The following is a 15,303-nucleotide window of genomic DNA, read 5'->3' on the forward strand; positions in this document are numbered from 1 at the left end:
AAGTCGGCCATGGCAACGGCGCCCAGCGTCTCCTACTCGATGACGATCCGGCTGGAGGTGCCCGCGAGCGGAACCGCCGTATCGCAGCTCACCACCGCCGTGGAGTCCTCCGGAGGCTCGGTGACCGGCCTCGACGTCACCGCGTCCGGCCACGAGAAGCTCCGTATCGACGTCACCATCGCGGCCTCCTCCACCGCGCACGCCGACGAGATCGTCGAGCAGCTGCGCGGCATCGAGGGCGTCACCCTGGGCAAGGTCTCCGACCGTACGTTCCTGATGCACCTCGGCGGCAAGATCGAGATGGCGTCGAAGCATCCCATCCGCAACCGTGACGACCTGTCCATGGTCTACACGCCCGGCGTGGCCCGCGTGTGCATGGCGATCGCGGAGAATCCCGAGGACGCCCGCCGCCTGACCATCAAGCGCAATTCCGTTGCGGTCGTGACGGACGGCTCGGCGGTGCTGGGCCTGGGCAACATCGGCCCGAAGGCCGCGCTGCCGGTGATGGAGGGCAAGGCGGCCCTGTTCAAGCGGTTCGCCGGCATCGACGCCTGGCCGCTCTGCCTGGACACCCAGGACACCGACGCGATCGTCGAGATCGTCAAGGCCATCGCCCCCGGCTTCGCCGGCATCAACCTCGAGGACATCTCCGCCCCCCGCTGCTTCGAGATCGAGGCGCGGCTGCGTGAGGCCCTGGACATCCCCGTCTTCCACGACGACCAGCACGGCACCGCGATCGTCGTCCTCGCCGCCCTGACCAACGCCCTGCGGGTCACCGGCAAGGCCATCGAGAACATCCGCGTCGTGATGTCGGGGGCCGGCGCCGCCGGCACGGCCATCCTCAAGCTGCTGATCGCCGCCGGGGTGAAGAACGCCGTGGTGGCCGACATCCACGGCGTCGTGCACGCCGGCCGCGCCGACCTCGTCGACGCCGCCCCCGGCTCCGCGCTGCGCTGGATCGCCGACAACACCAACCCCGAGAACCTCACCGGCACCCTCAAGGAGGCCGTGCGCGGCGCGGACGTCTTCATCGGCGTCTCCGCCCCGAACGTCCTCGACGGCACGGACGTGTCCGCGATGGCCGAGGACGCGATCGTGTTCGCGCTCGCGAACCCCGACCCCGAGGTGGACCCGGCAATCGCCCGCCAGACGGCGGCCGTTGTGGCCACCGGCCGCTCCGACTTCCCCAACCAGATCAACAACGTGCTGGTCTTCCCGGGCGTCTTCCGCGGCCTGCTCGACGCCCAGTCCCGCACCGTCAACACCGAGATGATGCTCGCCGCCGCCCAGGCCCTCGCCGACGTGGTCACCGAGGACGAGCTCAACCCGAACTACATCATCCCCAGCGTCTTCAACGACAAGGTCGCGGGCGCCGTCGCCGGCGCGGTGCGCGACGCGGCGAAGGCGGCGGGGGCGTCGGCCTCGTAGGGCACGGGGACGCCATGAGGGCTGTGAGGATCACCACGGCCGGTTGGAAACGGCGCGTCGGGGCACCCGGAGATCCTGGCCGCCCTCTATGGTGGCGGCCGGGCCGTGGCGCTCTTCGTGTGACTCCCCGGGGTGTTCTCACGACTCCTGCGGGTGCCGGATTGGCATTACCGCCGCAGGTAGAGGCAGGATGCGTCCCTGGGCGCGAGGGTCCGACGAGGGACCCGGGTCCGGGGACCCACCGAGGAACCTGGCAGCATCGGCTTGGCCGTGCCCGACATGCGGCTCCGCCGCGTGGCACGCCTCAACGGCAAGAAGAACACGGGAGTAACAACATGAACCGCAGTGAGCTGGTGGCCGCGCTGGCCGACCGCGCCGAGGTGACCCGCAAGGACGCCGACGCCGTGCTGGCCGCGTTCGCCGAGGTCGTCGGCGACATCGTCTCCAAGGGCGACGAGAAGGTCACCGTCCCCGGCTTCCTGACCTTCGAGCGCACCCACCGGGCCGCGCGCACCGCGCGCAACCCGCAGACCGGTGAGCCGATTCAGATCCCCGCGGGGTACAGCGTGAAGGTGTCGGCGGGCTCGAAGCTCAAGGAAGCCGCCAAGGGCAAGTGACCTTGCCTTTTTAAGAGCGTCGTGGGCAACTGCGGGCCGGCTGTGGCTGGTCGCGCAGTTCCCCGCGCCCCTTCGGGGCGCTTTCGCTTACGCCGATGGGGCGGTCACCCGAACTCGGGTGACCGCCCCATCGGCGTTCGTGTGGCGGCTTGTGTCAGCCCAGGGCCTTGCCCGGGAGTTCGACCTTCGCGCCCAGTTCCACGAGCTTTTCCATGAAGTTCTCGTAGCCGCGGTTGATCAGGCCGATGCCGTGGACGCGGGAGGTGCCCTGGGCGGCGAGGGCGGCGATGAGGTACGAGAAGCCGCCGCGCAGGTCGGGGATGACCAGATCCGCGCCCTGGAGCTTCGTCGGGCCCGAGACGACCGCCGAGTGGAGGAAGTTGCGCTGGCCGAAGCGGCAGTCGGAGCCGCCCAGGCACTCGCGGTAGAGCTGGATGTGCGCGCCCATCTGGTTGAGCGCGGAGGTGAAGCCCAGCCGGGACTCGTAGACCGTCTCGTGGACGATGGACAGGCCCGTCGCCTGGGTCAGCGCGACCACCAGCGGCTGCTGCCAGTCCGTCTGGAAGCCCGGGTGCACGTCCGTCTCCAGCGCGATGGACTTCAACTGCCCGCCGGGGTGCCAGAATCGGATGCCCTGGTCGTCGATCTCGAAGGCGCCGCCGACCTTCCGGAAGGTGTTCAGGAACGTCATCATCGAGCGCTGCTGGGCGCCGCGGACGTAGATGTTGCCCTCGGTCGCCAGCGCCGCGGACGCCCAGGAGGCGGCCTCCAGGCGGTCGGGCAGGGCACGGTGGGTGTAACCGCCGAGCTTGTCCACACCGGTGACGCGGATGGTCCGGTCGGTGTCCATCGCGATGATGGCGCCCATCTTCTGCAGGACGCAGATCAGGTCCTCGATCTCCGGCTCCACCGCCGCGTTGGACAGCACGGTGACGCCCTCCGCGAGGACCGCCGTCAGCAGCACCTGCTCGGTCGCGCCGACCGAGGGGTACGGCAGCCGGATCTTGGTGCCACGCAGCCGCTGCGGGGCCTCCAGGTACTGGCCGTCCGCCCGCTTCTCGATCGTCGCGCCGAACTGCCGCAGCACGTCGAAGTGGAAGTCGATGGGCCGGCCGCCGATGTCGCAGCCGCCGAGACCCGGGATGAACGCGTGCCCGAGCCGGTGCAGCAGCGGGCCGCAGAACAGGATCGGGATCCGCGAGGACCCGGCGTGGGCATCGATGTCAGCGACATTGGCGCTCTCCACATGCGTGGGGTCGAGCACCAGTTCGCCGGGCTCCTCGCCCGGACGGACCGTCACGCCGTGCAGTTGCAGCAGACCCCGTACGACCCGGACGTCGCGGATGTCGGGCACGTTGCCCAGACGGCTCGGTGCGCTGCCCAGCAGCGCGGCGACCATGGCCTTCGGTACGAGGTTCTTCGCACCGCGGACACGGATCTCGCCCTCCAGCGGGGTCCCGCCGTGGACAAGCAGTACGTCATCGACGTCGTTGACGGTCATGAATCTCGCGTTCCGTGGGGAGTGGGGCAGGGGCCAGAAGGGAAAGGGTAATCGCCCCCGGCCCCCCTTCCGTAAGCCCGGACAGGGCCCCGGAACGTCATGGGTCTGTCACAACACGAAGCGTTTGCGGCCGGGCACACGGGGTCACCGCCCCCGTCGTGCGCCGGGCGTGCTCCGGTCCGCCCTGAGCTGCGTTCACTCGCGTACCCCCGTTGCCTCCCCACGCGGGAGCGAGATGCGGGATCATGTCTGGCATGACCGAGGTGTCCTCGCTCACAGGGCGGCTGCTCGTGGCCACTCCCGCCCTGGCGGACCCGAACTTCGACCGCGCGGTGGTGCTCCTCCTCGACCACGACGAGGAGGGCTCCCTCGGTGTCGTTCTCAACCGTCCGACGCCGGTGGACGTGGGCGACATCCTGGAGGGCTGGGGGGACCTGGCCGGCGAACCGGGTGTCGTCTTCCAGGGCGGCCCGGTGTCGCTGGACTCGGCCCTCGGGGTCGCCGTCGTCCCCGGCGGTACGGCCGCGGAGGCCGCGCCGCTGGGCTGGCGCCGGGTGCACGGCGCGATCGGGCTGGTCGACCTGGAGGCCCCGCCGGAGCTGCTCGCCTCCGTCCTCGGCTCGCTGCGCATCTTCGCCGGGTACGCCGGCTGGGGGCCCGGCCAGCTCGAGGACGAGCTGGTGGACGGCGCCTGGTACGTCGTGGAGTCGGAGCCCGGTGACGTCTCCTCCCCGTCCCCGGAGCGGCTCTGGCGCGAGGTGCTGCGCCGCCAGCGCAACGAGCTGGCGATGGTGGCCACGTATCCGGACGACCCTTCGCTCAACTGATGCGTGCGGGCTTCAGTACCCTTGGCAGTTATGAGCACTCTTGAGCCCGAGCGCGGGACTGGTACGGGGACCCTCGTCGAGCCGACGCCGCAGACCTCCCACGGCGACGGTGACCACGAGCGCTTCGCCCACTACGTCCAGAAGGACAAGATCATGGCGAGTGCCCTCGACGGGACCCCCGTCGTGGCGCTGTGCGGCAAGGTGTGGGTGCCCGGCCGCGACCCGAAGAAGTACCCGGTGTGTCCCATGTGCAAGGAGATCTACGAGTCCATGGGCGCCGGCGACGACGGCAAGGGCAAGGGCGACAAGTAGTCCGTCCTCTCCCCTCCGTCGGTCCGGTCCTCTCGGGCCCCCGGGGCGCGCTTTGCGTGCCCTGGGGGCCTTTGTGCTGTCCGCGCGTTGCGCAGGGCGCTTCCGCCGGTCACGGAGTGGTGGAGACCTCTTGTGGTGCGGTTCACCCAGTCCCTAACCTCCGGTGTGTTGTGCACAGCGAAATCGCCATTGCATATGTTGCAACGCGTTCGGAGGAGCTACTCCATGAAGCTGTCCGCCCGCCTGGCCGTCGTCGCGGCCGTCCTCGCCACCGCCGCCTGCGCACCCCAGACCTCCGGCACCTCCTCCTCCGACAAGGACGAGAAGACCGGCACCCTCCGCGTCTGGCTCTTCCAGGAGGTCAACAACAAGCCCAAGGAACAGGTCGTCGACTCCGTCCTCGCCGCGTTCGAGAAGGCGCACGACGACACCGACGTCACCGTCGAGTACATCCCCGTCGAGACCCGCGCCCAGCGCATCAAGGCCGCCTTCAACGACCCGAAGTCCGCGCCCGACCTCATCGAGTACGGCAACACCGACACCGCCGGCTACGTGAAGGACGGCGGACTCGCCGACATCACCGAGGAGTTCGGCGCCTGGGACGAGGCCGAGGACACCGACCCGACCGCCAGACAGTCGGTCACCGTCGACGGCAAGGTCTACGGAGCCCCGTACTTCGTCGGCGTCCGCGCGCTCTACTACCGCACCGACGTCTTCGACGAACTCGGCCTCGGCGTCCCGAAGACCCAGGCCGAACTGATCTCCACCGCGAAGGAGATCCACACCGCCAGACCCGGGCTGTACGGCATCGCGGTCGGCGGCGCCTACACCTACGGCGCGATGCCCTTCATCTGGGCCCACGGCGGCGAACTCGCCACCGGCAAGGAGGGCTCGTACGCCTCCGCCATCGACAGCGCCGCATCCCGCAAGGGCATCGAGGCGTACACCTCCCTCTTCGGCGACGACAACTGCCCGGCCGCCAAGTGCGCCGGGATGGGCGGCAACGACACGGTGACCGCCTTCGCCGCGGGCAAGGCCGCCATGGCGATCGGCGGCGACTTCAGCCACGCGGCCGTCGAGGCCGGGAAGGTCAAGGGCAAGTACGCCGTCGTGCCGCTGCCGGGCGTCGAGGCCGGGTCCATCGCCCCCGCGTTCGCCGGCGGCAACAACCTCGGCGTGCTGAAGTCCACCTCGCACCGCACCCTCGCCGTCGACCTGATGAAGCGGCTCGCCTCGAAGGAGGCGCAGGGCGCGCTCTTCGAGGGCATGGGGTTCCTGCCCACCTTCTCCGACGTGCGGGAGCAGGTGGCCGCGAAGGAGGCCTTCGTGAAGCCGTTCGTCGAGACGCTGGCGGCCGACACGAAGTTCGTGCCGGCGTCGGCGGCGTGGGCGCGGATCGACTCGTCGCTGGTGCTGCCGACGATGTTCCAGGAGGTCGTGAGCGGTAAGAAGAGCGTGGCCGCCGCCTCGGCGGACGCGGCGAAGAAGATGAACGAGGCGTTCGGATCCGCCGGATGACCGTGCCTACGAGCTCGAGGGCTGTGAAGCCCGGGCGGGTGCGGGTGGTCCGTGGTTCCTCGCGCCCACGCGGCGGCAGCCGCGGATCCAGTACAGCCCCGCGCCCCTTTCGGGGACGCTCCAGCGCACCCTGGCTGTATCTCGCGCCCGCTCTTGTCGTCCTTGGAGGGCTGCTCGCCTACCCGGTCTATCAGCTCGGGCTGATTTCGCTCTTTCACTACACCCAAGCCCAGGTCAGTGGCGGTGAGCCCACCACCTTCGAAGGGTTCGGGAACTATGCCGAACTCTTTGCCGATGAGCAGTTCTGGCAGGTGTTGCTGGCCACCGTGGTGTTCGCGGCTGCCTGTGTGGTGTGCACGCTGACTGTGGGGTGTGCGCTCGCCGTGCTGCTCACCCGCGTGCGGGCCGTGCCCCGGCTGACGTTGATGCTGGCCGCGCTCGGCGCGTGGGCGACCCCCGCGATCACCGGGTCCACGGTCTGGCTGTTCCTCTTCGACGCCGACTTCGGGCCGGTCAACCGGGTACTGGGACTCGGCGACCACTCGTGGACGTACGGCAGGTTCAGCGCCTTCTTCCTCGTCCTGCTCGAAGTGGTCTGGTGCTCCTTCCCGTTCGTGATGGTGACGGTCTACGCCGGGATCCGCGCCGTACCGTCCGAGGTGCTGGAGGCCGCCTCCCTGGACGGGGCCTCGCAGTGGCGGATCTGGCGCTCGGTGCTCGCCCCGATGCTCCGGCCGATCCTGGTCGTCGTCACCATCCAGTCGGTCATCTGGGACTTCAAGGTCTTCACCCAGATCTACGTCATGACGAACGGCGGGGGCATCGCCGGCCAGAACCTGGTCCTGAACGTCTACGCCTACCAGCAGGCGTTCGCGTCCTCGCAGTACAGCCTCGGCGCGGCGATCGGCGTGGTGATGCTGCTGATCCTGCTCGTCGTGACGCTGGTGTACCTGCGACTGCTGCGCCGCCAAGGAGAGGAACTGTGAGCCTTGTGAGCCGGAACGGGAAACCCCGGGTGAATCCTGTGCGCCGGTTCGTACGGCGTCCGGGGCGGGCGGCGGCCGAGGCGGCGGCGCTGCTGACCGCCGCCGTGGTGGCCTTCCCGTTGTACTGGATGGTGCTGAGCGCCTTCAGACCGGCCGGGGAGATCGAGTCGGCCGAGCCGCGGCCCTGGACGCTCGCGCCCACACTGGACTCGTTCCGGCGGGTGTTCGGACAGCAGGAATTCGGCCGGTACTTTCTCAACAGCGTCGTCGTCGCTCTCGCCGTGGTGATCGCCTCCGCGCTGATCGCCTTTCTCGCCGCGACCGCCGTGACGCGATTCCGGTTCCGGCTGCGGACCACCTTGCTGATCATGTTTCTGGTGGCCCAGATGGTGCCCGTGGAGGCGCTGACCATCCCGTTGTTCTTCGTCATGCGGGACTTCGGCCAGTTGAACACGCTGTGGTCGCTGATCCTGCCGCACATCGCGTTCTCCCTGCCCTTCGCGATCTGGATGCTGCGGGGGTTCGTGAAGGCCGTTCCACAGGCGCTGGAGGAGGCCGCCTACATCGACGGAGCGAGCCGCGCGCGCTTTCTCTGGCAGATCCTTTTCCCGCTCGTCCTGCCGGGCCTCGTGGCCACCAGCGTGTTTTCTTTCATCTCCACCTGGAACGACTTCCTGTTCGCCAAGTCCTTCATCATCAGCGACATTTCGCAGTCGACCCTGCCGATGGCGCTGCTGGTCTTCTACAAACCCGACGAGCCGGACTGGGGCGGCGTCATGGCGGCGTCCACGGTGATGACGATTCCGGTACTGGTCTTCTTCGTACTCGTACAGCGACGTCTGGTCTCCGGACTGGGCGGCGCGGTAAAGGACTGACATGACCGACGTGACCTCGACTACGGATCTCGTCCCCGCGCCCCGGGCCGTGGAGGGGCCGATGCGCTGCGGTGTCGAACTGACCCCCGCCACCACACTGTGGGCCGGGTCCGGTACGGAAACCACGGAACGCTGGCTGCGCTCCACACTCGGACCCGCCCTGGGGCTGCCGCTGCGGCCGGGCCCCGAGGACGCCCGCGACAGCCTGCGGCTGCGCGTCGACGACACGCTCGCCCCCGAGGCCTACCGCCTCGCCGTCGTCACCAACTGGGGCATCGAGATCACCGGCGGGAGCGCCGCCGGTGTCTTCTGGGGCGCCCAGACCCTGCGCCAGCTGCTCGGGCCGGACGCCTTCCGCAAGGCGCCCGTGCGGCCCGGCATCACCCGTGGAATCCCGCACCAGATCATCGACGACGCGCCCCGCTTCCGCTGGCGCGGACTCATGCTCGACGTGGCCCGGCACTTCATGCCCAAGGAAGGCGTGCTGCGCTATCTCGATCTGATGGCGGCGCACAAACTCAACGTCCTCCACTTCCACCTGACGGACGACCAGGGCTGGCGCATCGAGATCCAGCGGTATCCGGAGCTCACCGGGACCGGATCCTGGCGCGCCCGGACGAAAATCGGCCACCGCGCCTCACCGCTGTGGGACGACAGGCCGCACGGCGGTCACTACACCCGGGACGACATCCGCGAGATCGTCGCCTACGCCGCCGAGCGGCATATCAGCGTCGTCCCGGAAATCGACGTACCCGGCCACTCGCAGGCCGCCATCGCCGCGTATCCGGAACTCGGCAACTCCGATGTCATCGACACCGCCTCCCTGACCGTCTGGGACACCTGGGGGATCAATCCGAACGTACTCGCCCCCACTGACAACACCCTGCGCTTCTACGAAGGGGTGCTCGAGGAAGTCCTGGAACTGTTCCCCGCGGACGCCGGACCGTTCTCGCCGTTCGTGCACATCGGCGGCGACGAATGCCTCAAGGACCAGTGGCGCGAGTCGGACGCCGCGCAGAAACAGATCGGCAACCTCGGTCTGCCGGACGAGGACGCGCTCCAGTCCTGGTTCATCGGGCACTTCGACCAGTGGCTCACCGCGCGGGGGCGGCGGCTGATCGGCTGGGACGAGATCCTGGAGGGCGGCCTGGCGCCGGGCGCCGCGGTGTCGTCCTGGCGCGGCTACTCCGGCGGGGTCGCCGCCGCCCGCGCGGGGCACGACGTGGTCATGTGCCCCCAGCAGTACGTGTACCTGGACTACCGTCAGGACGCGGGCCCCGACGAGCCGGTGCCGATCGGGTACGTGCGCACCCTGGAGGACGTCTACCGGTTCGAGCCCGTGCCGTCGGAGCTGACCGGCGAGGAGGCCGCGCGGGTGCTGGGCACCCAGGCCAACGTGTGGACCGAGGTGATGGAGGACCAGGGGCGGGTCGACTACCAGACGTTCCCCCGGCTGGCCGCGTTCTGCGAGGTCGCCTGGAGCGATCTGCCCGCCCCCGCCGACCGGGACTTCGCCGGCTTCGAACGGCGGATGACCGCCCACTACCGGCGCCTGGACGCCCTCGGGGTCGCCTACCGGCCGCCCACCGGACCGCTGCCCTGGCAGCGGCGTCCGGGCATCCTGGGGCGCCCGATCGACGGCCCGCCGCCGGGCCTGTAGCCCGCCCGTTCCGGGTTCCCGGCGCGGGGCGGCCCGCCCGGCGCCGGGAACCCGGAACGGGGTGTGCGCACCTGTTCGGTCCGTCCCGAACGGGTCATGCGAAACGGGTGGAAAAGTCACTGAAGAGTATCGATCCCGAGCGCATCGGTGATGAGGGGAGAAATCGACCACGCCCGGGGTGAGGTGGGCGAATGCCTCCTAGCGGACCCCCGTCCTCGGCACCTGCCAAGATGTGCCAGAGTTGCCACGTCCGCCCTGTCAGGCCGTACCGTACGGCAGCACAGGTGGGACCAGGTGGGGCAGCGGGAAGGGGCAGCCGGACTTGAGCACGCACGCACCGCAGGCGGCGCAGGCCGTGACGCTGCCCACGACACTCGACGAGGCGGTGGCGGCCCTCACGGCGATGCCCGCCGCCGTGCCCGTCGCGGGCGGCACCGACCTGATGGCCGCCGTCAACTCCGGGCAGCTCAGGCCCGCCGCGCTGGTCGGCCTCGGCAAGATCAGCGAGATCCGCGGCTGGCAGTACCTGGACGGACACGCGCTGCTCGGCGCCGGTCTCACCCACGCGCGCATGGGCCGCCCCGACTTCGCCGCCCTCATCCCGGCGCTCGCCGCCTCCGCGCGGGCGGCCGGACCGCCGCACATCCGCAACGCGGGCACCCTGGGCGGCAACATCGCCTCCGCCGCCCCCACCGGGGACGCGCTGCCGGTGCTGGCCGCGCTGGAGGCGACGCTGATCATCGCGGGCCCGGGCGGAGTCCGCCGCGAACTCCCGGTGTCGCACCTGCTGGCCGGGATGGACCTGCTGCGCCCCGGCGAACTCATCGGCTACGTGCGCGTGCCGCTGCTGCACGCCCCCCAGGTCTTCCTGAAGGCGACCGGCCGCACCGGCCCCGGCCGCGCGGTCGCCTCCGTCGCCCTGGTGCTCGACCCGGCCCGCCGCGGGGTGCGCTGCGCGGTGGGCGCCATAGCTCCGATGCCGCTGCGGCCCCTGCAGGCCGAGCAGTGGGTCGCGCAGCTCATCGACTGGGACAACAACCGCGCGATCGTGCCCGAGGCACTGAACGCGTTCGGGGAGTACGTCGCCGCGGCCTGCATCCCCGACGCCGCCCCCGGCGAGGACGGCACCGTCCCACCGCTTCCGCCCGCGGTACTGCACCTGCGGCGCACCGTCGCCGCGCTGGCCCGACGAGCACTGGGGAGGGCGCTGTCGTGACCGACGACCAGCACGGACAGGGCACGCCCCCGGGCGGCAGCCGCTGGGACCCGCTGCCCCAGGGCGACTACGACGACGGCGCCACGGCCTTCGTGAACCTCCCCGAGGGCGGCATAGACGCCCTGCTGGACGCCATGGAGAGCCCGCTCGCCGCGCCCGGCCACGGCTACGTGCCGCCGCAGATCACGGTCGACCCGGCGGCCGGCGCGGGCACCCACCCGGCCGCCACCGGCTCCTGGGGGGTGCCCGGCGCGCCCGTCGACGGCGCCCAGTGGCACGACCCGCAGGCTCCCGGGGCGGGCGCGGCACCGGGGGACCGGTTCACGTACCACCCCGGCGCGACCGGGCAGTGGACCTACGAGGAGCCGGCCGCGGAGAACCCGGCGCCGGGGCACGACGTCACCGGACAGTGGTCGATCCCCGTGGCCGACGGCGACCTGCCGGACGAGTCGGGCGAGTTCACCACGTCCTCCCTGGTCGAGCAGTGGGGCGGCACCCCGCCGGCCACCCTGCCGGGCGGCGCCCCCGCCCCCTGGGCGCCCACGGAGTCCATCGGCCGCCCGTGGGGGCCCGGCGTACCCGGGGTCCCGCAGGACGAGGACCAGGAGCCGCGGAGCGGCGAACACGCCCCCGCGCGGGACCCGCGGGAACCCGGCCCCCGGCCCCACACCGACGCCCCCGCCCCCCAGCGGCCGCCCGGCGCGGTCGCGTACGGCGGACAGCCCCTGCCCGCCGCCGAACCCCTTCCGTACGCCGAGCCGGGAAACCGGGACGAGACCCTCGCGGGTCAGGACGTGTACGGCGGGACGCCGGCTCAGGGCACGCCCGTGCAGCCGTACGCCGAGCCCGGTGACCGGGGCGAGGCCCCCGTGGGTCAGGACGTGTACGGCGGGACGCCGGCTCAGGGCACGCCCGTGCAGCCCGCCGGCGAGCACGCGCCGGAGCGGCCCGGAGCGGATGCCGCTCACGGGCGGCCGGACGCCGGACCCGCGCCGGAGGCCCCGGACACACCCGCTCACACCGCGGAGTTCCACGGCGAGCCCGGCGGCCGGGGCGACGGCCCCGCGTCCCAGGAGCCGTCCGGGCACGCCGGTGGTCACCGGCCGTTCGCCGCCGAGGGTGCCTCGGCCGAACCCCGGGAGCACCCGCACCCCGGCGGCCAGGACGCCCCGGAGCCCGCTCCCGGGGCCGGTGAGGACTCCGAGGCCGCCGAGGACACCCACGGTGCCCCCGAGGCCGCCGAGGGCCCGTCGGAGCCCTCCGCGGCTCCCGCCGAGCCCGCTCCGGACGCGGAACCGGCGACAGGACCCGCCGACGCCGGGTCCCCGGACACCGGCACGGCACCCGGCGCTCCGGACACCCCGGACGACCGGGGCGAGCCGGTCGCACCCCACGACGACCACCCCCTCGCCTCCTACGTGCTCCGCGTCAACGGCACCGACCGGCCCGTCACCGGCGCCTGGATCGGCGAGTCGCTGCTCTACGTGCTGCGCGAACGGCTCGGTCTCGCCGGTGCCAAGGACGGCTGCTCCCAGGGCGAGTGCGGGGCCTGCAACGTGCAGGTCGACGGCCGGCTCGTGGCGTCCTGCCTGGTCCCGGCCGTCACCGCGGCCGGCAGCGAGGTCCGTACCGTCGAGGGACTGGCCCGGGACGGCCACCCCTCGGACGTGCAGCGGGCGCTCGCGCGGTGCGGCGCCGTGCAGTGCGGCTTCTGCGTGCCGGGCATGGCGATGACCGTGCACGACCTGCTGGAGGGCAACCCGGCGCCCACCGAACTGGAGACACGCCAGGCCCTGTGCGGCAACCTCTGCCGCTGCTCCGGCTACCGGGGCGTGGTGAACGCCGTCAAGGAGGTCGTCGCCGAACGCGAGGCGTACGCCGCCTCCGGCGAGGACGACTCCGACGACGAGGCGGAAGCGCCCCGCATCCCGCACCAGGCGGGCCCCGGCGCCGGCGGTGTCAACCCCGCCGCGTTCGGCACCCCCGGACCCGACGAGCAGCCCCATGACCAGCCGTACGGCGAGGACGGAGGCCAGGCGTGACCGACGAAGCAGCCACCGCGCAGGCCGTGCGGGCCGCGGAGGCCGCCCCCGAACCGGAACCGCTCCCGCACGGGCTCGGCGTCTCCCTCCCGGCCGCCGACACCCGCGCCAAGACCGAGGGCACCTTCCCGTACGCCGCCGACCTGTGGGCCGAGGGCCTGCTGTGGGCGGCCGTGCTGCGCTCACCGCACCCGCACGCGCGCATCGTGTCCATCGACACCACCCACGCGCGGGAGATGCCCGGCGTCCGCGCGGTGGTCACGCACGAGGACGTCCCCGGCGACCCGCTGCACGGCCGCGGCACGGCCGACCGCCCGGTCTTCGCCTCCGAGGTCGTACGCCACCACGGCGAGCCCATCGCGGCCGTCGCCGCCGACCACCCCGACACCGCGCGGATGGCCGCCGCCGCCGTCATCGTCGAGTACGAGGTGCTCGACCCGGTGACCGACCCCGAGCAGGCGTTCGAGGCCGAACCGCTGCACCCCGACGGCAACCTGATCCGGCACATCCCGCTGCGCCACGGCGACCCCGACGCGGCCGGCGAGATCGTCGTCGAGGGCCTGTACCGCATCGGCCGCCAGGACCCCGCCCCCATCGGCGCCGAGGCCGGTCTCGCCGTGCCCCGCCCGGACGGCGGCGTCGAGCTGTACCTGGCCTCCACCGACCCGCACGGCGACCGGGACACCGCCGCCGCCGCGTTCGGCCTGGCACCCGATCGGGTGAAGGTCGTCGTCACCGGGGTGCCCGGCGCCACCGCCGACCGCGAGGACCGCGGCTTCCAGCTCCCGCTCGGCCTGCTGGCGCTGAAGACCGGCCTCCCGGTGAAACTCGCCGCCACGCGCGAGGAGTCCTTCCTCGGCCACACCCACCGCCACCCCACGCTGCTGCGCTACCGCCACCACGCCGACGCCGAGGGCAGGCTGGTGAAGGTCGAGGCGCAGATCCTGCTCGACGCGGGCGCCTACGCCGACACCTCCTCCGACGCCCTGGCCGCCGCCGTCGCCTTCGCCTGCGGCCCGTACGTCGTGCCCAACGCCTTCATCGAGGGCTGGGCCGTGCGCACCAACAACCCGCCCTCCGGCCATGTGCGCGGCGAGGGCGCGATGCAGGTGTGCGCCGCCTACGAGGCGCAGATGGACAAGCTGGCCAAGAAGCTCGGCGTCGACCCGGCGGAGCTGCGGCTGCGCAACGTGATGGCCACCGGCGACGTCCTGCCCACCGGCCAGACGGTGACCTGCCCGGCCCCGGTCGCGGAACTCCTGGAGGCGGTCCGGGACTTCCCGCTGCCGCCGCTGCCCAAGGACACCCCCGAGGACGAGTGGCTGCTGCCCGGCGGCCCCGAGGGCGCGGGCGAACCGGGCGCGGTGCGCCGGGGCGTGGGCTACGGCCTCGGCATGGTGCACATGCTCGGCGCGGAGGGCGCGGACGAGGTGTCCACGGCCACCGTGCGGGTCCAGGACGGGGTGGCGACGGTGCTGTGCGCGGCCGTGGAGAACGGCCAGGGCTTCTCCACCCTGGCCCGGCAGATCGTCCAGGAGACCCTCGGCGTCGACGAGGTGCACGTGGCGCCCGTCGACACCGACCAGCCCCCGGCGGGACCGGGCTGCCGGGGCCGGCACACGTGGGTGTCGGGCGGCGCGGTGGAACGCGCGGCGAAGATGGTCCGCACCCAGCTCCTCCAGCCCCTCGCGCACAAGTTCGGCATGTCCACCGAGCTGCTCCAGATCACCGACGGCAAGATCACCTCGTACGACGGTGTGCTGTCCACGACCGTGGCCGAGGAGCTGCACGGCAAGGAGCTGTGGGCCACCGCCCAGTGCCGCCCGCACCCGACGGAGCCGCTGGACGCCTCCGGTCAGGGCGACGCCTTCGTCGGCATGTCCTTCTGCGCGATCCGCGCGGTGGTCGACGTCGACATCGAGCTCGGCTCGGTACGGGTCGTGGAGCTGGCGGTCGCCCAGGACGTGGGCCGGGTGCTGAACCCGGCGCAGCTCGCCGCCCGGATCGAGGCGGGCGTGACCCAGGGCCTGGGCGCCGCGCTCACCGAGAACCTGCGCACGCCGCGCGGGCTGGTCCGCCACCCCGACCTGACCGGGTACGCCCTCCCGACGGCGCTGGACGCGCCGGACGTCCACATCGTGAAGCTGGTCGAGGAGCGGGACGTGGTCGCGCCGTTCGGCGCGAAGGCGGTCAGCGCGGTGCCGGTGGTGACCTCGCCGGCGGCGATCGCGTCCGCCGTACGGGCCGCCACGGGCCGCCCGGTGAACCGGCTGCCGATCCGGCCGCAGGCCGCGGTGGTGACGGCCGGGGGCTGAGCGCCG

12 protein-coding genes are annotated in these 15,303 nt (G+C 72.1%); 11 read left to right on the plus strand and 1 reads right to left on the minus strand.

The window, feature by feature from the left end; all coding sequences use genetic code 11:
- Positions 1–9: 9 nt before the first annotated feature.
- Both IH50_RS0128860 and IH50_RS0128865 read left to right on the plus strand, forming a co-directional pair.
- Entirely contained in the window at positions 10–1,428 is a 1,419-nt protein-coding gene (locus IH50_RS0128860; RefSeq protein ID WP_030868557.1) for an NAD-dependent malic enzyme, read from the plus strand.
- A gap of 335 nt (positions 1,429–1,763) precedes the next feature.
- Entirely contained in the window at positions 1,764–2,045 is a 282-nt protein-coding gene (locus IH50_RS0128865) for an HU family DNA-binding protein (protein ID WP_004987462.1), read from the plus strand.
- A 154-nt stretch (positions 2,046–2,199) separates the two neighbouring features.
- On the opposite strand, the gene murA is transcribed toward IH50_RS0128865, so the two are convergent.
- Positions 2,200–3,546, minus strand: coding sequence for a UDP-N-acetylglucosamine 1-carboxyvinyltransferase (gene murA / locus IH50_RS0128870; protein WP_030868561.1), 1,347 nt, complete (start codon positions 3,544–3,546; stop codon positions 2,200–2,202).
- A 254-nt stretch (positions 3,547–3,800) separates the two neighbouring features.
- Between murA and IH50_RS0128875 the strand changes: the two genes are divergently transcribed.
- The 9 genes from IH50_RS0128875 to IH50_RS0128915 all read left to right on the plus strand — a co-directional run bounded on the left by IH50_RS0128875 (position 3,801) and on the right by IH50_RS0128915 (position 15,297).
- On the plus strand, positions 3,801–4,373 hold the full coding sequence (locus IH50_RS0128875; RefSeq protein WP_030868563.1) for a YqgE/AlgH family protein: 573 nt from the start codon (positions 3,801–3,803) through the stop codon (positions 4,371–4,373).
- Between the two features lie 30 nt (positions 4,374–4,403).
- Entirely contained in the window at positions 4,404–4,685 is a 282-nt protein-coding gene (locus tag IH50_RS0128880; protein ID WP_030868565.1) for a DUF3039 domain-containing protein, read from the plus strand.
- Between the two features lie 225 nt (positions 4,686–4,910).
- Positions 4,911–6,203 (plus strand): extracellular solute-binding protein, encoded by a 1,293-nt coding sequence (locus IH50_RS0128885; protein ID WP_030868566.1) that lies wholly within the window; start codon positions 4,911–4,913, stop codon positions 6,201–6,203.
- Positions 6,200–7,189, plus strand: a complete 990-nt coding sequence (locus tag IH50_RS0128890; protein WP_051767485.1) for a carbohydrate ABC transporter permease — start codon at positions 6,200–6,202, stop codon at positions 7,187–7,189. Before IH50_RS0128885 ends, IH50_RS0128890 begins: the two co-directional genes overlap by 4 nt.
- Before the next feature lie 29 nt (positions 7,190–7,218).
- The gene (locus tag IH50_RS0128895; protein ID WP_030868574.1) at positions 7,219–8,064 is read left to right on the plus strand and encodes a carbohydrate ABC transporter permease; all 846 of its coding nucleotides are present in this window, start codon (positions 7,219–7,221) and stop codon (positions 8,062–8,064) included.
- Position 8,065: 1 nt separating this feature from the next.
- Positions 8,066–9,724, plus strand: a complete 1,659-nt coding sequence (locus IH50_RS0128900; protein WP_030868578.1) for a beta-N-acetylhexosaminidase — start codon at positions 8,066–8,068, stop codon at positions 9,722–9,724.
- 322 nt (positions 9,725–10,046) lie between these two features.
- Positions 10,047–10,940, plus strand: coding sequence for an FAD binding domain-containing protein (locus IH50_RS0128905; RefSeq protein WP_030868581.1), 894 nt, complete (start codon positions 10,047–10,049; stop codon positions 10,938–10,940).
- Positions 10,937–12,982 (plus strand): (2Fe-2S)-binding protein, encoded by a 2,046-nt coding sequence (locus tag IH50_RS0128910; RefSeq protein WP_030868585.1) that lies wholly within the window; start codon positions 10,937–10,939, stop codon positions 12,980–12,982. The genes IH50_RS0128905 and IH50_RS0128910 overlap by 4 nt, the downstream gene beginning before the upstream one ends.
- Positions 12,979–15,297 carry a xanthine dehydrogenase family protein molybdopterin-binding subunit gene (locus tag IH50_RS0128915; protein ID WP_030868589.1) on the plus strand — a complete coding sequence of 773 codons (2,319 nt, stop codon included), beginning with the start codon at positions 12,979–12,981 and terminating at the stop codon, positions 15,295–15,297. Before IH50_RS0128910 ends, IH50_RS0128915 begins: the two co-directional genes overlap by 4 nt.
- Positions 15,298–15,303: the final 6 nt, after the last annotated feature.

The sequence above is a fragment of the Streptomyces sp. NRRL S-37 genome (assembly GCF_000721605.1).
Taxonomy (GTDB): Bacteria; Actinomycetota; Actinomycetes; order Streptomycetales; family Streptomycetaceae; genus Streptomyces.